The 19,024-nt window shown below is 70.3% G+C and carries 12 protein-coding genes and 1 pseudogene; all 13 read left to right on the top strand.

The window, feature by feature from the left end; translation table 11 throughout:
- Nucleotides 1-111 precede the first annotated feature (111 nt).
- Complete coding sequence (locus KN815_RS32750; protein ID WP_216345485.1) at nucleotides 112-1,050, top strand: Pvc16 family protein; 939 nt, start codon at nucleotides 112-114, stop codon at nucleotides 1,048-1,050.
- A 35-nt stretch (nucleotides 1,051-1,085) separates the two neighbouring features.
- Complete coding sequence (locus KN815_RS32745; protein WP_372458544.1) at nucleotides 1,086-3,335, top strand: ATP-binding protein; 2,250 nt, start codon at nucleotides 1,086-1,088, stop codon at nucleotides 3,333-3,335.
- Complete coding sequence (locus KN815_RS32740; RefSeq protein ID WP_216345483.1) at nucleotides 3,326-3,619, top strand: hypothetical protein; 294 nt, start codon at nucleotides 3,326-3,328, stop codon at nucleotides 3,617-3,619. Before KN815_RS32745 ends, KN815_RS32740 begins: the two co-directional genes overlap by 10 nt.
- The gene (locus KN815_RS32735; RefSeq protein ID WP_253209382.1) at nucleotides 3,616-10,227 is read left to right on the top strand and encodes an eCIS core domain-containing protein; all 6,612 of its coding nucleotides are present in this window, start codon (nucleotides 3,616-3,618) and stop codon (nucleotides 10,225-10,227) included. Before KN815_RS32740 ends, KN815_RS32735 begins: the two co-directional genes overlap by 4 nt.
- Before the next feature lie 53 nt (nucleotides 10,228-10,280).
- A complete protein-coding gene (locus tag KN815_RS32730) occupies nucleotides 10,281-10,817 on the top strand; it encodes an SUKH-4 family immunity protein (RefSeq protein WP_216345482.1) in 537 nt (178 codons plus the stop codon).
- A 30-nt stretch (nucleotides 10,818-10,847) separates the two neighbouring features.
- Nucleotides 10,848-11,534, top strand: a complete 687-nt coding sequence (locus KN815_RS32725; protein WP_216345481.1) for a hypothetical protein — start codon at nucleotides 10,848-10,850, stop codon at nucleotides 11,532-11,534.
- Nucleotides 11,535-11,538: 4 nt separating this feature from the next.
- On the top strand, nucleotides 11,539-11,913 hold the full coding sequence (locus tag KN815_RS32720) for a LysM peptidoglycan-binding domain-containing protein (RefSeq protein WP_216345480.1): 375 nt from the start codon (nucleotides 11,539-11,541) through the stop codon (nucleotides 11,911-11,913).
- Nucleotides 11,903-13,042 carry a hypothetical protein gene (locus KN815_RS32715; RefSeq protein WP_216345479.1) on the top strand — a complete coding sequence of 380 codons (1,140 nt, stop codon included), beginning with the start codon at nucleotides 11,903-11,905 and terminating at the stop codon, nucleotides 13,040-13,042. The genes KN815_RS32720 and KN815_RS32715 overlap by 11 nt, the downstream gene beginning before the upstream one ends.
- 75 nt (nucleotides 13,043-13,117) lie before the next feature.
- Entirely contained in the window at nucleotides 13,118-13,651 is a 534-nt protein-coding gene (locus tag KN815_RS32710; protein ID WP_216345478.1) for a phage baseplate assembly protein V, read from the top strand.
- 29 nt (nucleotides 13,652-13,680) lie between these two features.
- Complete coding sequence (locus KN815_RS32705) at nucleotides 13,681-14,025, top strand: hypothetical protein (protein WP_211127253.1); 345 nt, start codon at nucleotides 13,681-13,683, stop codon at nucleotides 14,023-14,025.
- Entirely contained in the window at nucleotides 14,022-14,420 is a 399-nt protein-coding gene (locus tag KN815_RS32700; RefSeq protein ID WP_216345477.1) for a GPW/gp25 family protein, read from the top strand. Before KN815_RS32705 ends, KN815_RS32700 begins: the two co-directional genes overlap by 4 nt.
- A 118-nt stretch (nucleotides 14,421-14,538) precedes the next feature.
- Nucleotides 14,539-17,760 carry a putative baseplate assembly protein gene (locus KN815_RS32695; RefSeq protein WP_216345476.1) on the top strand — a complete coding sequence of 1,074 codons (3,222 nt, stop codon included), beginning with the start codon at nucleotides 14,539-14,541 and terminating at the stop codon, nucleotides 17,758-17,760.
- Nucleotides 17,757-19,024: pseudogene (locus KN815_RS32690) on the top strand (putative baseplate assembly protein); the annotation flags it as partial. The gene KN815_RS32695 and the pseudogene KN815_RS32690, both read left to right, overlap by 4 nt.

Here is a 19,024-nt window from a genome sequence, read left to right as displayed (position 1 = left end):
CGCCCGGCGCCGACCGAGCCGCGCCCGCCCGCCCCGGAACGGCGGGACGGCGCGCACCCGCGCTGAGCCTGGACGACTACCTGGCGCGCGGCGAGAGGAGGGACTGACACCATGAGCAACGGACTCGCGTTCGCCACCGTCACCCAGGCCCTCGCGCTGCTGATCGCGAACAATCTGCGGCCCGAGATCGACATCGCGGTCACGGTGGACACCCGCAGGCCCCCGACGGAGCCGCCCACCGAACCGACCATCAACATCTTCCTCTACCAGGTCACCCCGAACACCTCCATGCGCGCCACCGACCTGCCCACCCGGGCCTCGGACGGCACGCTGCTCAAGCGACCGGCCGCGGCGATGGATCTGCACTATCTGATCAGCGCGTACGGGGAGGAGTCCGAACTGGTCGGGCAGCGCCTGATCGGCAGTGTGGTGCGCACTCTGCACGAGATACCGATGCTGCCGAAGGACGTGATCGAGGAGGCCGCCCGGCGCCCGTATCTGGCGGGCAGCGACCTGGCCGAGTCGGTGCAGCGGGTGCGCTTCACACCGACGCAGATGGACGTGGACGAGACCTCCAAGCTCTGGGGGATGCTCTACCAGACCCCGTATGTGCTGTCGGTCTGCTATCAGGGCTCGCTGGTCCTGATCGAGGGGCGCGAGCGGCCGGTCCCGGCGAAGCCGGTGGAACGGCCCACGGTACGGGTGCTGCCCTTCGGCGCGCCGGGGGCACCGGAGCCACCCACCCTGCCGGGGGCGGATCCGGAGCGGCCCGAGGAGCCCGCCCGGGCGGAGGCGGAGGCGGCGACGCAGAACGAGACGGCGGCCGCCGCGAAGCCCGCCGGGAAGCGTTCCGCCGCCACGAAAGCGGCTGCTGCCAAGACGCCCGCTGCCAAGACGGCTGCCGCCAAGACCGCCAAAGCCGCCGCCACCAAGTCGGCCCCGAGCAAGACCACCAAGACCGCCGCCGCCAAGTCGGCCGCCGCGCCCAGCCGTACCCGCAAGGCCACGCCCAGGCGCCGCGGCGGGCGCTCCGAGGACACGGAGAGCTGAGGCACGGGATGGGGGAGAAGGGGGTGGACGACAGCATGGGTACGCGGGACGGCCACGCATCGGCGGCCGCCGATGCCATCGCGGGCGGGGACGCCATCGCGGACGGCGACTCCGTAACGGGTGGCGACTCCATCGCCGCCGAGGACGGACAGGCCCTGGCCGCCGCCGTCCAGGCCGTACTGGCCCGCGTCGACGCCCATGCGCGCCGCGCCACCTCCAACGGCTCCCGGCCCGGCGCCTCCGGCTCCGGCGGCGCCGCACCCCGCGATGCCGTCACCACCGACGAGCCCACCACTCCCGCCGAGGGCGACGCCCACCATTCGCCGCAACGGACCAGGTCCCAGGCGACGACCACCGGTCCCGCGCCCAACGGCTCCCGTTCCGACGGACACCGTACGCACAACCCCTCCGCGGCCCCGGACGATGCCACCGCCACCCACCCCGCCACCGCCCGGAGGGCGATCTCCGGCCCCGCCACCCTCGACGCGCTCGTGGCCTGTTTCGGCCTCAGCACCTTCGAGCGCCAGCTCGTCCTGCTGGCGGCGGCGGCCGAACTGGACCCCACCGCCGCCGCGCGGTGCGCCGCCGCCAGCGGCGACCCGACGCGTACCTACCCCACCTTCTCGCTCGCCCTCGCCGCGCTCGACGAGCCGCACTGGAGCGCGCTCACCCCCGTGTCCCCGCTCCGCCGCTGGCGGTTGGCGGAGCTGGACGACGAGACCCGGCTCACCACCTCCCGGCTGCGGATCGACGAGCGCATCCTGCACTTCCTGGCCGGATCGCCCTACCTCGACGCCCGGCTGCACGGGCTGCTGCGCCGCGCACAGGCCCCGCGGACCCTGCCCGCCTCCTACGGCCGGGCGGCGGACCGGGTGGCCGCGGGCTGGAACGAGTCCCGGCCTAAGGCCCCGCTGCGCGTGGAACTCGTCGGCGGCGACCTCACCACCCGTACCGATATCGCCGCCACGGCCGCCCGTCGCACCGGACTCGCCCTGTACGTCATGGCCTCGGACGACGTCCCCACCGACGCGGCCGAACGCGACCGGCTCGCCCGCCTCTGGCAGCGCGAGGCCGTCCTGCTGCCCGCGGCGCTCCTGCTGGAGGTCGGCGAGATGGACCGGGAACAGACGGCCGCCACCGACGCGTTCATCGAGGCCGCAGCCGTGCCCCTCGTCGTCTCCGGCCAGGACCCGCGCCCGACCGGCCGCCCGCGCGGCGAGCGCGTCACCGTACCCGGGCTGGACGACACCGAACAACTCGCCCTCTGGGCGGACGCCTTCGCCGACATCCCGCGGATCCAGGAGGGCCATCTGCGGTCACTGGTCGCCCAGTTCCAGTTGCCGCCGCATGTCATCCGCTCGGCGGCCGCCGCCGTACGCCGTGACCTCCCCGACACGGGCACGGGCGCCGACACGGACGCACTCGACCCCACCGAACTCGCCTGGCGCGCCGGGCTCATCGAGGCGCGCATCGGCCTGGACGAGCTGGGCCGGCGGATCGAACCCGAGGCCGCCTGGGACGATCTGGTGCTCGCCGACCACCAGTCGCGGATCCTGCGCGAGATCGTCGCCCATGTGCGGCAGCGCGCCACCGTCCACCAGGAGTGGGGCTTCGCCGCGACACTCCGCCGGGGCCTCGGCGTCACCGCCCTGTTCGCGGGCGGCTCCGGCACCGGCAAGACCCTCGCCGCCGAGGTGATGGCCGAGGAACTGGGCCTGGACCTCTTCATCATCGACCTCTCCCAGGTGGTCAGCAAATACATCGGCGAGACCGAGAAGAACCTGCGCAAGGTCTTCGACGCCGCCGAACGCGGTGGCGCACTGCTCCTCTTCGACGAGGCGGACGCGCTGTTCGGCAAGCGCAGCGAGGTCAAGGACAGCCACGACCGGTACGCCAACCTGGAGGTCAGCTATCTGCTGATGCGCATGGAGGCGTACCGGGGCCTGGCCATCCTCACCACCAATATGAAGAAGGCCCTCGACCCGGCCTTCATGCGCCGGATCCGCTTCGTCGTCGACTTCCCCTTCCCCGGTGAGAGCGAGCGCGCCGAGATCTGGCGCCGGGTGCTTCCCGCACAGGCGCCGATGAAGGACATCGACCCCCAGCGCCTTGCCCAACTCACCGTGGCGGGCGGCTCGATCCGCAATATCGCGCTCTCGGGCGCCTTCCTCGCCGCCGAGGAGGGCGACCGCCTCCAGATGCGCCACATGCTGGCGGCGGCGCGTACCGAGTACCAGAAGCTGGACCGTTCGCTCACGCCCTCGGAGGTCCACGGATGGGTCTGAACGAGCAACCGCGTGCGGTGCGTGTGGACATCGGCGAGCTGGCGCTGTCCGGCTTCGGCGCCGGGATCGACCCGGACCGGGTCTCGGCGGCGTTCCAGACGGAGCTGGCCCGGCTGGTGCGGGAGCGCGGCGTACCGCTGGCTGCGGCCGGGGAGGGCACGGCGATCGAGGCCCTGTCCGACCTGCCCCCGCTCCCCGCCACCACCTCCCCGGCCCGGCTGGGCGAGGCCCTGGCCAGGGCCGTGCACGCGGGCCTGTCCGGAAGGGGGCGGGAGGAGACATGACCAACACACCGTCCGCCACCCAGGACGACCGCGCGTCCCAGTCCGCCAAGCGCCGCAAGCGCAAGGAGCGGACCGGCAAGGCCCGTGCGCCCGAGCCCAAGGACATCGTCAGCGGCGCGGGACAGCCCCTCGACCCGAGCGTCCGGCGTGACCTCGAGGAACAGCTCGGCCACGACCTCGGCCAGGTCCGCCTGCACACCGACCGCGACGCCGGCCACCTCACCGAACTGCTGGGCGCGGACGCGGTGGCGGTCGGCCAGGACATCTTCTTCCGCGAGAACACCTACCGCCCCGGCACGACGGAAGGCCGGCGCCTCCTCGCCCACGAACTGCTGCACACCGTCCAGAACCCCCACGGCCTCGGCACCCTGCGCGCGGGCCGCGACCTGGGCGCGGTGAGCCTCCCGCAGGACACGATGGAGCGCGAGGCGGAGGGCACGGCGCGGGAGCTGGTCCGCGGCGGGCAGCCGGAAGCGGACGTGGCGCCGGAGAAGTCCACCACCCCCGGCTGGCTCCGCTACGCCACGGTCGACGCCGACCGCAACCGCATGGAGAAGCTCGACCCGGCGACGCTGGTGGACCGTCTCGCGGGCGGCGTGATCCGCTCCCTGCGCGGCGACCCCGAGGACCGCTCCAAGCGCACCCGTATGCAACTGGCGCGGATGCCGGACGAGGTGCAGGACGCCGTCCTCGACCGCCTGGAGACCAGGCTCCTCAGCTCGGAGCACGAGCGGGTGCTCGACTTCGTCGACGAGATCGAGGCGGACGACGACCTGGAGCGGGAGCCGCTGGCCGCCCCGGACGTCGAGCCGGATCCGGTCGAGGAGCTGCTGTTCGAGCGCGAGACGCAGCGGCTGAGGGCGGAAGAGCGGCGCGAGGAGGAGCGGCGCCCCGCGCCTGCGTCGGGTCCGGAGAAGGACGAGCCCGCGGAGGAGGGCGCGCCGGGCAGTACGCCGCGGAACGGTGGGGGCGCTTCCGGGAAGGAGGGCCGGGGCGGGGGCCAGGCGCGGAGGCCGGGCGCCGACGCGGGGCGCGAGGGCGGAAGCCCTGCCTCGGGTGGGAAGTCCGGCGGGTCGGACGCGGCGGCACCGGCGGCCGCGCCCCAGCCTCAGGCCCAGCAGCCGTCGTCGGCCTCTTCCTCTTCCTCGTCCTCGTCCTCGTCCTCGGGCGGGAAGTCCGGGGGCTCGGAGAAGGCCAACGACGCCAAGGAAGACAAGTCGGGGGACGGAGGCAAGGAAGGGCAGGAGCAGCAGGGCGCCGCGACGCCGAGCAAGGAGGAGTCGGCGGCCAAGAACCGTCCGGGCGCGGCCGATGCGCTCGTGGCGGGCCGGCAGTTGAAGCAGCAGGACAAGCCGGGCGCGGACAAACCCACGGGTTCGCCGACGGTGTCCGGCAAAGACACCCAGTCGCCCGGCGCGTTCTCCACCCTCGACGGCGTACGCGCCCAGGATCTGGACGGCCCCGAGGAGCGGGCCGAGGAGGATCCGTTCGGCTCGGGCAGTGAGTCGGAGGTCGAGGTCGGGGGCGCGGAGAAGAGCGCCTGGGACACCAAGCTCCAGCCGGAGGACTTCCTGCCGGAGCAGGACCTCGATGTGTCCGGCGTACCGACCGCGGACACGCTCGACCCCGCCTCGTCCGCCACCCCTCCCGTCCCGTCGTTCCCCGCCCCACCGGTGACCAAGGCCGACAAGGTGCAGGCCGAGCGGGACGCGGAGGACGCCGAGGACGAGGCGGCGGACGCCGAACCCGATGAGGACACCGCGGACTCGGCTGCCGGAGCCGAGCCGTCGGCGGAGGCGGACGACGGCGCGGCGGCGGCAGGCGGCGGTCCCGCCGATCTCGACGGTCTGGCCGTGGAGCAGGCCGCCGAGAGCCGACCGGGACCGGCCGCGACCCGGGACCCGAAGAGCGGCGCCGATCCCAAGGACGGGCCCGTCGTCGCCCAGACGACGGTGCAGGAGGCCGCGGGCAGGTCGGAGGACGGCAGCGAAGCCACGGAACAGGCCGCCAAGGAGGAGAAGGGCACGCCTGCGGCGGGTGACGCGCCGGGCGGTGTACAGGAGAAGGCGTCCCAACAGGCGGTGGGCGGTCAGGCGGCGCAGGAGCCCGCGGCCAAGGCGGAACAGAAGAAGGCGGACGCGGAGCCGGCGGCCAAGAGCGAACCCACGGCGGACGCCAAGTCCCCCTCACCCGCACGGGACACCCAGGTCACGGGCGGGTCCAACGCGGATACGCCCGGCGGGGCGAGCAGCGGGGCGCAGAGCGAGCAGAGCGCACCGGCGGAGCGTACGGAGGCCCCGGCGGCGGAGTCGGCGCCGTCCGCCCCGGAACCCAAGAAGACCGCCGACCCTGCACCCTCGCCACCGAAGGAGACGCCGGCACCCAAGTCCGCGTCAGGAGCGAAGCCCACGGCGCCCAAGTCGGCCCCGGCCGCCAAGACACCGAGCGGCGGCGGTGGCGGCGCGGGCGGTGGCGGTGGCAAGGCGTCTGCTTCCGTCAAGGGCAAGAAGAAGGACTCCGGCCCGGCCCCGAACCTCTCCCAGGTCTCCCCGGAAGCGGGCCTGTCCACCGCCTCCAAGCTCAAGCCCCATGTGGCGCTCCAGGCCATGACCGGTGTGAGCGGCTCGGTGGACCGTACCGTCGGCGACGAACACAAGGCGCTCGCCGCCGCCCCGCCCTCGATGCAGCGCCCGGCGGGCGCCCCGCAGACCCTCCAGGGCAAGCCCGCAACCGACGCCCCGGCCCAGTACTCGCAGGATCCGGCCCAGAAGTCCGAGGCGCCGGAGAAGGAGGACGCCGAGGTCACGGGCGCCAAGGAGCCCGAGGGGCAGATCGAGGCGGAGAAGGCGGAGGAGCCCGGCGGCTGGGACACCTTCAAGATGGCCCTGGGCTTCATCGGCGGCAAGATCGTGAACGGGGTGACGAGCCTCTTCGGCGCCGACAAACCCGTAGTGGACCCGCAGGAGTTGGCCGCGAAGTTCGCCGGACTGCCGACCAAGGACGAAGCGCTCAAGCAGGCCCAGGCGGGCAACGCGCCGGGCGTGCAGATGCAGGGCGCCGCCGACCAGACGGCCGGTGAGCAGGGCTCAGCCGTCGACACCAAGGGCCAGGAGACCGTCGCGACGGGCCGCGACGACGCGGGCCGCGGGATGGGCGAGGACCAGGTCTATCCCGACGCGCCCAAGGAACAGATGGCGGCCAAGGTCCCCGGCCAGGGCGGCGGCGGGGGCGGCGGTGCGCCCGGCGGCGGCGCCACGACGGGGGCCGTCCCTCCCGAGGCCGCGTCGGAAGTGGCCGAGCACGAACGCGGACCGCAGTTCCAGGCGGCGTTCACCGATGGCCGGAAGAGCATGTCCGAGGGGCGGCAGACCAAGGACCGCGACTTCCGGAACGGTCAGCAGAAGCACAAGCAGCAGGTAGACGCCGAGGTCGCGGGCAATACGAAGAGCCAGGCGAGCGAGCGCGAGAAGGCGATGACGGAGGTCACCGCCAAGCGCGCGGACTGGCGCACGGAGCAGGACAAGGAGCTTCAGTCGCTCGGCGACAAGAAGTCCGAGCGCCACGAGAAGATCCGCAAGGACGTCAAGGACAAGGAAGAGCAGACCGACAAGGACGTCGACAAGGAGAAGGACGACAGCGACAAGAAGATCCAGGACAAGGGCGACCAGGCGGAACGGGACGCCGAGAAGAAGCGCGACGACAGCGTCGAGGAATCGGGCAACTGGGTCAGCAAAGCCTTTGACTGGATCAAAGACAAGGTCATCGAGATCAAGAAGGCGATCGTCCGTGTCATCCGGGAGGCGCGGGACGCGGTCATCGGGTTCATCAAGAACTTCAAGGAGACCGTCGAGCGCTGGATCAACGATGCCCGCAAGGCGATCGTCGACGCGATCAAGAACTTCATCAACGATCTGATCGAGTTCGCCAAGGCGATGGTGCGGGCCGTCATCGACCTGGCGAAGCGCATCCGGAACTTCATCACGGGCCTGATCAACGCCGCGATCGCCCTCGTCAACAAGCTCGCCACGATGCTCAAGCAGGCCATCACCGACCTGCTGAACGCCCTCGGCAAGCTGCTGAGCAGCATCCTGGACGTCCTCAAGAAGATGCTGATGGACGTGGTCAAGGCCGTCGTGGACGCGGTCAAGCAGGTCCTGGATTTCGCCTCCAAGTTGCTGGGCGCACTCGGCGACTTCATGCTCATCGCGGTCGACTTCCTCACCGACCCCGGCGGCTGGCTGAGCGGTGCCAAGAACTCGGCGGTGGACGGCGCGAAGAACCACCTGTTCCGGGAGGTCAAGTCCGCCGTCAAGGACTGGTTCCAGTCCAAGATCCAGGAGATTATCGGCGTCCCCAAGGCCATCTTGGACAGGCTGTTCAAGGGCGGCTTCACGCTGGAGCAGATCGTCAAGGAGACGTGGGACGCGATCGTCCCTCAACTCCCCTTCATCATCGGCGAGATCGTCATCACGAAGGTCATCGCCAAGCTGATCCCCGGGGCGGGCTGGGTGATGGCCGTCATCGACGCCATCCGCACGGCCATCGGCTCGCTCGGCGCGATCCTGCGCGCGATGGGAGCGGTCCTCGACTGGCTGAAGCTCGTCCGCATGGGCGGCGCGGGCCTTCTCTTCGCGAAGGCGGTCGCGGCGGGCATCGTGGCGCTCCTCGAATTGGCCTACCAGGCGCTGCTGTCGGGGATCGGCAAGTACGTGGCGAAGGTGGGCCGGCGCTTCAAGGCCATCGCGGCGAAGCTGGGCCGGGGCAAGGGTGGCAAGGGTGGAGCGGGCGGCAAGGGCGGCGCGGACGGGGAGGGCTCGAACGGTCGGGGCGGCAAGCCCGGCACCGAGGAGAAGCCGCAGGAGCCGACCGTACCGAAAACGACGCCGCGCCCGACGCCAACGGCCACGAAGCCGAAGCCCGGCGCCGAACCGACGCCCAAGAGGCCGACAGCGCAGCCGCAGAGCAGGCCAACGAAGGCCGACACCCCCGGCAGGCCAAAGACAACACCCGACACCAAGACCTCAGCCCCCACAACAAAGGACAAAAACGGCAAGCCCAGGCCCGAGGAAGACCACCCGGACACCCGCCCAACCCCGACGGCCAAGCCCACCCCCAAGCCGGAACCCCCGGCGAAGCCGAAGCCCGAGCCGCAGACAAAGCCCAACCCCAAGGACGACAAAACCCCCGGCAGCCCCAAGGACGACAAGGGCCCCGAGGACCGACCGAAGAACGACGACAAGCCCCCGACCAAAGACCCCAAGGACCAGGACCCGACCAAGCCCGACAAGGACGACCCGAAGAAACCCAAGCCCGACAAGGACGGCGACAAGCCCACCAGGCCGAGGGAAGACAACGGCAAGAAGCCCAAGCCGGACAAGGACGGCGACAAGCCAGGCCCCCGAAAGCCCAAACCCGACAAGGACGGCCCCGGCAGGCGGCCGAACAAGAAGGGCCCCGACAACCGCAAGCCCCACCCCGACAAGAGCGGCCCGGGCAGGCCCAAGTCCAAGCCGGACAAGGACAGGCAGAAGAAGGAGGAGGACTCGAAGGAGTCCAAGGAAAAGCGCCTGGACGAAATCGTTGCCCGCATACGCCCTCGGGTCAACACGCTTCTGGCGAAAGGGACCGAAGAGTCGGCCATGCGGGACAAACTTGCCGAAATGCGAGTTTGGTACCGCCTCACACAGCTTCGACCCGAAGGTGCACCCGGCGTCGACATCGAAGCTGTCCTCAACCCTCGTCGGACCGTCACGAAGGCTACAAAGCGCAAAATAATGGCTGAGGTCAAGGCTCTGGATCCAACGATCAGGCGACGAATAGAGGCAGCCATATTCCTGGAAATGGATGACGACTGGATTCTGTTCAAGGGGGAAGAATCGGAGACGGAATTCATTCAGAAATTCAAGCGTTACCTAGAGCGTCTTGTTGCCCGAGTGGAGCACGAGAGGGATAACAACTACGGGCTTCATGCGGCACGGGTGGCGGAGCGGGAGTTCCAAGAGCTGATCCGCATGGCGCCTGATGATCTAACGAATGTGCAAGGAACAGACTGGGCAAGGAAGGTTGGGGATCAGAATGTACTCAACCAGTTGGTTCGTATCATCCAAATAGGGCGGGAGCAAGAGGAGAACCGTAGGAACGAGCCGGCCGAGGTGCCGAGGCCAACCGCTGGCGGCCCACGCGTACCTGTGCGGGTCGGATACGAGCCAGGTATGTCAGAGACTGAATTCGCAAGAAAAGCTCTAGAGCTCGAACGACACAACGCCGAAGACGATCCTGATCAGGCCCCGTCCAAAGCGCCCGAACCACTCAAGCGCTACGGCAGGCGCCGTCAAGGGCTGACGCAATCCTACTCGGGGGCACTCATCGCCTATGCTTCCAGTAAGTACAGGCGAAATCCGAGATTGCGCGATGCAGTAAACGACCAGATTCGGGAGAGGCAAGCCGACCACCAACGAGAGCTCCAAGCTTCGGGTGCGGATCATCCGCGAAATTTCAACATGCTCGAATCGACCACTAATTTCGGCGTGGGTATTGAGCAAATCCGCCGTGAAATTGAGGGCCTGGACACGGGTACGTTGCTGAAATTTATCATCCACTACGAGTAGCCTCCAACGTACAGAACGACCGTGCACCTTACCGGGAAGTGAAGGAAAATCGAGTGGCAAGTCGTGGCGAACTCATCGAAATTTTCGGCAGGCATGGAGTGGTGACCGCACCGCACGGGCTTGGTGACCTGCTCACAGGGGAAACTGTAAACCTTGATGTACTGTTTGCGGTCGGCCTTCCGTTGCGGGTCAGTGGTATTTACGAAGCGGAGCCCAGTCGCGAGCCGGAGGCATTTTCGTTGTTTCCTGTGCACGACGGCTCGGACGCGATCGACCTTGTGGTGCTCGGTGCGCCGAATGCAGACTCAGCCATGCGGTATCTGCTGGATACGCGTAAGGGGTACGTGGTACTGCTCGACCTGGAGTCCGCGAATCCTCAGCTAGAGGTGGTAAATGAATCTCTCGAGAAGTTCATCGAATTTCTTTATCGTGTTGAGCGATTCCGTGGATTTAGTCGGTCTGCTGGCGGGGACGACGTGGCCATCGCTGATTATAAAGAGCTCTTGAGCACTTACCTCATGTCATCGGATTCTTTCGCGATGAAGAGGGATACGAACTGGTGGTCGATGGTCTTCGATCGGGCGCTCTGATCGCCGCCGAAGCTGAGGAGGTAGCTGCACATGACTCGCTACGCCGACATCCCCAAACCCATCCGCTCCGGAATAGTTCTCGTCGACCCTGAGCGGGGGACGCCGCAGAGGATCATCGTGTTGCAGTTTAATCCGGACACGCTGGAGCGGTCATTGGCTCCCCAATCCGCCGGCGACCAAGCCGACAGCGGCGGGGGCGGCAGCGGAAGTGGGGACAAGAACGAGGCGCTCCGGCTCAAGGGGCCCGCACAGGAGACGTGGAAGTTCACGGCGGAGATCGACGCGACCGATCAGTTCGAGGTGGCCGCGCCCGACGGGATACACCCGCAGCTCGCGACGCTCGAAATGCTCGTGCAGCCGACCACCGCCAAGTTGCGGGAGGCCATGCGGCTGTCCAAGAAGGGGACCATCGAGATCAGCCCGATCGAGATGCCGTTGACTCTCTTCACCTGGGGCAGCAAGCGCGTCATGCCGGTCCGCATCACGGAACTCTCCATCAACGAGTCGGCATTCGACGTCAACCTCAACCCCATCCGCGCCTCCCTCAGCATCGGGCTGAAGGTGCTCACCGTCAGCGACCTGCCGGCCGGCCACCGCGGAGCCGAGCTGTATCTCGCGCATCTCGCGCAGAAGGAGCGGCTCGCCGCGGCGGCCCGCGGGGGTGCGCTCAGCGCGCTGGGGTTGAACAGCGGGGACATCGGGCTGGGGAGGGTGTAGACGCATGACAGAGTCACAGCCGTACGAAAGCGCGCTCGACGCGATTCCGGGGTCGCACCCCTACCCTCGCTCCAGCCGCTACCACGACGCCGAGATCGGGATCCACACCCAGCCCGACGGCACACCGGTCCGGTACGTCAAGCGGCGGCTGCTGCCGCCCATCAACGAGGCGGACGAGGACACCGCCTTCCACACCGTCAGCAGCGGCGAGCGCCCCGACCACCTCGGTCAGCGCTACTTCGGCGACCCCGCCGCCTGGTGGCGGATCGCCGACGCCAACCCCGTTCTCGACCCTCGTGAGCTGACCGCAGAGCCGGGCGAGGAGATAGAGATCCCGAACGGGTTCCCGGGAGGAGGCGGGGGGCGCCATGGCCGATGAGCCCGTTGGGCAAGGGCCCATTCACCTCGAATTACGGATGGGGCCCAAGCTCACCCGCCCCGTGCCCCCCGAGGTCACCGCGGCGCTGCTGTCCGCGCAGATCACCACGACCGCGGGCGAACGCAGCGGCTTCCAGATGGCGTTCGACCTCACCAAGAAGGGGGCGATCATCGACCGGCTGCTCCCGGAGGGGTTCTTCGATCCCCGCACCCGCGTGGTCGTCACGGCCGCCGTCAAGGGCACACCGATCGTTCTCCTCGACGGCCTCATCGTGCGCCATGAGGTGGGGGCCAGCAATCAGCCGGGGCAGACCACCCTCACCGTCACCGGCGAAGACCTCACCCTCCTCATGGATCTCGAGGAGCGGACCGACCGTTACCCCAACCTCTCACCCTGGCAGCGCGTCACCCGCATCCTCGCCAAGTACACCGACTACGGCATCGAAGCCGATGTCGTCAGAGAGAAGATCCTCCAGCCGCCCAACGCACAGCAGCGCGTCGACTACCAGACCGGCACCGACCTCCAATACGTCACCGATCTCGCCCAGGCCAACGGCTACGTCTTCTACCTCATCCCCGGGCCCGTGGCCGAGGTCTCCACCGCCTACTGGGGCCCCGAAAAGCGCATCGGCACACCCCAGCACGCCCTCACCGTCAACATGGACGTCAACTCCACTGTCGACCAACTCACCTTCGCCTACGACGGCACCGCCCGCGAGGAGCCCCAGGCCCGCTGGCAGGACCCCAGGACCCGGGACTCCACTCTCCTCCCGCAGCAGGACATCAGCCCCCTCCGGCCGCCCCTCGGCAAGCGGCCCACACCCGTCCTGAAGCGCAAGACGCTCCCCGGGACGGCGAAGAAGGACCGGGGGCAGGCCGAGGCCGAGGCGATGGCTCGGGCGGCGACGTCCGCGGATGCGATCTCCGGATCCGGGTCGCTCGACGTCAACCGGCACGGGTACATCCTCCAGCCCCGCACGCTCGTCGGGGTGCGGGGCGCGGGGAGGACGTACGACGGCGAGTACTACGTCAAGTCCGTCACCCACAACATCCGGCCCGGGGCCTTCCAGCAGAACTTCACGCTTACACGTGAGGGGCTCAACGCCCGCAACAGCACCGTTCGGCCGTAAGAGACGCAGAGACGCAGAGACGCTCAGAGGCACAGAGACACAGAGCCCACGGAGACGCAGCGACCAGGAGCACCTATGGCGGCAGCCCCTAACAACCGCTTCCTCGGTAAGTACCGAGGTCGGGTCCGCGACAATCAGGACCCCCTCGGCATCGGCAGGATCACCGCTGACGTGCCGGACGTACTCGGTGACGAGCCAAGTACGTGGGCCATGCCCTGCTTCCCGTTCGCCGGGGAGCAGCGGTTCCCCGCCGGGCAGTACGTCGTGCCGTCCATCGGGGCCGGGGTATGGGTGGAGTTCGAGCAGGGGGACCCCAGCTTCCCCATCTGGACCGGGTGCTGGTTCGGCGCCAGGGAGCAGCTTCCGGAGGACGCGCGGACCGATCCGGCGACCGCGCACCCCGTGGTGATCCAGACACCGGGGAAGCACAAGATCGTGATGTCCGACGTTCCGGCCGAAGGCATCTTGCTTCAGGCGCCCGGCGGCGCGTTCGTGAAGATCGACGCGACCGGAGTGCATATCAGCAACGGCCAGGGGGCGTCGGTTTCCCTCGTTGGAGATCAAGTCGACCTGAACCAGGGCCGGTTGACAGTGCCCAAGAAGCGATAGTCAGAAGTAAACGGGGAGGGACAAGCGACGTGTCCGGGAATTCCGGCAATCTCGTCAGCCATACCGCCGTGATCAGTTGCCCGCACGGCGGACGCGTACGGGCGGCATCCGTTCCGTCGTCCGGTGTGCGGCTCGACGGGCAGCCCATGCCATCCGCCGACGACGTCTTCACGGTCGTCGGCTGCCCGCACACCGTCGACCGCGTCCCGCTGCCGTGCACCACCGTCCGGTGGACTCCGGACCGCGATGCGGTGCTGATCGACGGCGTGCCCGTACTGCTCGACACCTCCTCGGCACAGTGCTTCAGCGCGGGGCTCGTGCCACAGGGGCCACCCGTCGTCTCGGCCGCGCGGCAAGGGGTGAGGTGCGGATGAGGACACGGACCGGCAGGACCCGCACGGTACGGACCGACATCGCCTTCCCGTTCCGCATCGACCGGCGCGGGCGCACCGCGCACGCGGACCACGACGACCACATACGCGATCTGATCGAGCAATTGCTCTTCACCAGCCCCGGCGAGCGCGTCATGCGGCCCGACTTCGGATGTGGCCTCCTCGATCTCGTCTTCACGCCCAACAGCCCCGAACTGGCCTCCGCCGTCGAGCTGTCCGTCCAGGCGTCGCTGCAACGCCGGCTCGGCGAGCTGATCGAGGTGGAGTCCCTGGACGTGGTCAGCGAGGAGAACGTCGTGCGTGTCCATCTGCGGTATGCGGTGCGCGCCACCGCCAGTCTGCGCGACGAGGTGTTCGAGGGGAGGGGGCCGGCATGAGCGTGTCTTGGCGCGCTGCGCGGGCGGCCTTGAGGAGCCGCGCAGCGACGAAGGAGCGAGCAGTGACGAAGGAAGCCCGCGCAGGGAAGCGCGCCAGGACTGAGCGGGAGGGAGGGGCGTGAGCCAGCAGACCGCCGGGTCACGGCGCGATCGCATCAGGGCCGCCGCCCTCAACGGGGTGGACGCCGTCGAGGTCGGCGACGACGGCACCACCCTCACCGTCACCTTCCTCGGCAAGGCCCCGCATGGCCTGTGCCCGGAGAACGTACGCATCGACGGTGGCCGCCGGATCACCGGCATCGAGGTCCTCGAGATCTCCGTCGAGCGCGAGGAGGACCCGGAGCTCGACGACAAGCTGTACGTCACCGTCGACCGGGCCGGGGACACCTCCGCCTACCGGCTCTCCATCGTGGACACCGATCCCTACGGGCGGCCCGGCACCGAGCCCTTCCCCGGCTTCGACCAGCGGTACTTCTCCGCCGAGTTCACCTTCCGGCCCGACTGTCCCACCCCCTTCGACTGCAAGGACTGCAAGGACTGCGAGGAAGACGACGACCTCCCGGCCACCTTCCGGACCGCGCCCGCCCCCGTCATCGACTACACCGCACGCGACTACGACACCCTCCGCCAGGTCGTCCTGGACCGGCTCCGCCTCACCACCCCCGACTGGGTCGAGCGCAACGCCGCCGACCTCGGCACCACCCTGGTCGAGCTGCTCGCCTACACCGCCGACCAGATCAGCTATCAGCAGGACGCGGTCGCCACCGAGGCGTATCTCGACACCGCCCGCCGTCGGGTGTCCGTACGCCGCCACGTACGGCTCATCGACTACGCGATGCACGACGGCTGCAACGCCCGCGCCTTCGTCACCGTGGAGACGGTCGAGCCGCTGACCCTGGACCCGGGGGAGTACCGCTTCGCCGCCGTCGACGTGCGTACGCTCGGCCCGCTGGACCGGCCGGACATCGGGGCGGTGCTGGACGACCGGGAGCTGGCCGTGCTCGACGAGCGCGGATCGGTGGAGGTGTTCGAGCCCGTCGTCACCGATCAGCCCCTCCATCTGCGGCCGGAACACCACCGCATCCGCCTGTGGACCTGGGGCGGCGAGGTCTGCTCGCTGCCCGCGGGCGCCACCTCCGCCACGCTGCGCGACGCATGGGCCGACGAGGAGTGCGCGACCCGCACGATCGGCCTGCGCCCGGGCGATCTGCTGCTCTTCGAGGAGGTGCGGGGGCCACGCTCCGGAACGCCCGGCGACGCCGACCCGTCACACCGGCAGGCCGTGCGCCTCACCTCCGTCACCCCCGCCGTGGACCGGCTCGCCGAACAGCCGGTGCTGGAGGTCACCTGGGCGCGGGAGGACGCGCTGGCCTTCCCGCTGTGCCTGTCAGGCACTGCGGGAACGCGAGGCGGTACCGACTGCGCGCCCATCGAGGACGTCAGCGTGGCGCGTGGCAATGTGGTGCTCGTCGACCACGGGCGCTCGCTGACCTTCTGCTGCGGCGCACCGGAGACCTTCACCGCGCCACCCGTCCCCGCCGTCGTCGGCTCCTGTGAACCCCCCGCCTTCGGCTGCTTCGACAAGGACGCCGGAAACGCGCCCGCACGGCTCATCGACTCCCTGCTGGACCGGACCCGCCATGGGCGGCCACTGACCGCCGACGACGTACGGGAGCTGTTCGCCACCGTCGGCCTCGAGGCGACCGGCCGGGCCGGGATCGGTCTGGAGTCGGCCGGGCAGCGGCGCGAGAAGGTCGTGCCCGGCACCGCGTACGCCCAGGCCGAGGCCCTGCGGACACTTCTCGCCCAGTCCGTCTACCCGGGGATCGTGCCGCGCTTGCGCCCCGTACTGCACCAGGCGCCCGTCACCCAGGCCGTGCCCTTCCCCGATCCGCGCCATATCGCCGCCGGACAGGCCGAGCACCTGGCCGCCATCCCGGGACGGGTACGCCTGCGGCTCACCGAGCTGTGGCGCAGCGCTCGTGACCGCGACGGGCTCTCGGACGAGGAGATCGCCGAGCTCACCGTCCTGTTCGGGCTGCGCGTCCTGGACCGCCTCCAACTGGCCCGCCACCCCGTCCGCGCGCTGCGCGAACTGCTGCACCGCTGTGACCGGCTGCTCGACACCAAGCTGAGGCGGCTTCGCGCACTGACCGCCAGGGCCCGGGCGGGCACCGTCCTGGACGGGCGCATCGCCTGGGAGATCGCGCACAGTTGGGGCCGGGCGTACGCCGCCGGGCTGCGCCCCGAGGACCCGGTGCTGCACGGGCCGGCCGCCGCCCTCGTCCCAGATCCACGGGCCGCGCTCCCCGCCGTACGGATCGAGGCCGACGGCGAGACCTGGACACCGCGCCGCGATCTGCTGGGCTCCCGCCCCCGGGACCGCCACTTCGTCGGGGAGCTGGAGGACGACGGCCGCATCGCGCTGCGCTTCGGCGACGGCCGGTACGGCGCCGAGCCGCGGCCCGGGGCGCGGCTCGCGGTCCACTACCGGGTCGGCGGCGGCACGGCGGGCAACGTCGGCCCCGAGGCCATCAACCACCTGGTGCTGTGCCGGGACCCGGAAGCGGCGGATACCGGGCAGCCCATGCCCGTGGCCGGGGTGCGCAATCCGCTGCCCGCCGTCGGCGGCACCGAGCCCGAACCGGTCGACCAGGTCCGCCAGCTCGCCCCGCTCGACCTGAAGCGCACCCGGCACCGTGCCATCACCGCCGAGGACTACGCGGCGCTCGCCTGCGGGCTGCCCGGTGTGCAGCGCGCGGCGGCGGAGATCCGCTGGACCGGCAGTGTGCAGGAGGCGCATATCGCCATCGACGCGTACGGCACCGGGGAACCGCCCCCCGACCTCCTGGACTCGGTCGCGCACGCCCTGGAGGGCTACCGCCGGATCGGCCACGATCTGGTGGTCGGCCCGGCCCGCGCCGTGCCGTTGGACATCGCGCTCGCGGTGTGCGCCGCGCCCGGGCATCAGCACGGGCAGATCCTCGCCGAGCTGTACCGGGCGCTGGGCAGCCGCCGGTTCGCCGGCGGGCGGCTCGGCTTCTTCCACCCCGACGCCCTGACGTTCGGCGAGCCGGTGCGGCTCAGCCGGCTGGTGGCCGTCGCCGCGGCGGTGCCGGGCGTACTGAGCGTCGAGGTCACCCGGTTGCGACGGCTGTGGCACGAGGGGCTGGAGGGACCGAAGGGGCCCGCTGACGGCACCTCGTACGAGACATCGCACGGCGAGGCGCTGGAGGACGGCATCCTGCGCCTCGGCCCCCTGGAGATCGCCCAATGCGACAACGACCCCGACCGGCCCGAGAACGGCCGCCTGGTCATCGAGCTGAAGGGGGCCCGATGAGCGACCACCCCGACCACGTCAACTCCACTGGTTGCGGTTGCGGTTGCGGCGGCCACGACGAGCGCCGGGCCCCCGGCGCCCCGCACAACCCGCCCGGCCGCACCGCCTTGGACTATCGCGTCGGCGACTACGGCTCCTTCCTGGCCGCCATGCTCGACCGGCTCGCCTCGCCCGCCTACCCCGCGCTGCGCGGCCTGACGGTGCGCACCCCGGACGACCCGGCCATCGGGCTGCTGGACGCCTGGGCGGTCCTGGGCGACCTGCTGACCTTCCACTCCGAGCGGATCGCCGACGAGGGCTATCTGCGCACCGCCCACGACCACCGCTCGCTCGCCCTCCTGGGGCGGCTGGTCGGACATGTGCCACGGCCTGGCGTGGCCGCCGACACCCACCTCGCGTACACCCTGGACCGGGATCCGCGCGCCGAGGACGTGGTGGTGACGATTCCGCGCGGCGCCATCAGCCACAGCGTCCCGGCGGCCTCCGACGAGGAGTCGCAGACATTTGAGACGAGCGAGGACCTGGCCGCCCGCTGGGCCTGGAACGAACTGGCGGTGCGCCGCCGCCGACCGGCCCTGATCGGCCCCGACGACCTGCGGCGCCGGTCGGAACTGCTGGTTTCGGGTACCTCGCTCGGGCTGGCCGTCGGCGACAAGCTGCTCTTCGTCTTCGGCGGGACGGCCGAGTCCGGGAGCGGCGGTCGGAGGTTGTTGCTGCCCGTCGCGCGCGTGAGCACCGACCGCGAGGAGGACGTGACGGCCATCGGGCTGCCGGAGTCCGCACCGCCGTCCCTCAAGGAGCTGGTGGACGAGGCCCGCCGGTGGATCACCGACCCGGAGGCGGACGAGGACCCGGACGACCGGGGGGACGCCGAGCCCGCGCCGGACCACCCCAATCCGCGTCCCGTCAGCCGTCTGATCGAGGAGTTCGACACGCAGGTGCTGGCGCCGCTGCGAGCCGACCTGGACGGGATCACCACGCCCGCGCAGCTCGCCCGGCGGCTCGCCGAACCGCATGACCGGCTGGCGGAGGCGCAGGTGCTGGCCACTCCGTACGAGGAGGTCGCCGCCTGGTTCGAGCGGCTGGAGGCGGTGATCGGCCAACTGCGGCAGCAAGCCTTGGAGTTGGACTCTTCCGGTGCTGGCGGCGAGGTACGGCTGAGGTCGCAGCTCGCCGAGGACCGGCCCGCGGCCGAGGGCGCCCCCGGGGCCCCCGGCTTCGGCGTCAGGCCCGCCGCCCACGGCTCCGCCGCCGTACGCGCGCT

Origin of the sequence: Streptomyces niphimycinicus (assembly GCF_018883605.1) — a bacterium.
GTDB lineage: Bacteria > Actinomycetota > Actinomycetes > Streptomycetales > Streptomycetaceae > Streptomyces > Streptomyces niphimycinicus.
Note: the sequence above shows the minus strand (reverse complement) of the source record. Positions and strands in the feature narration are given on the sequence as shown.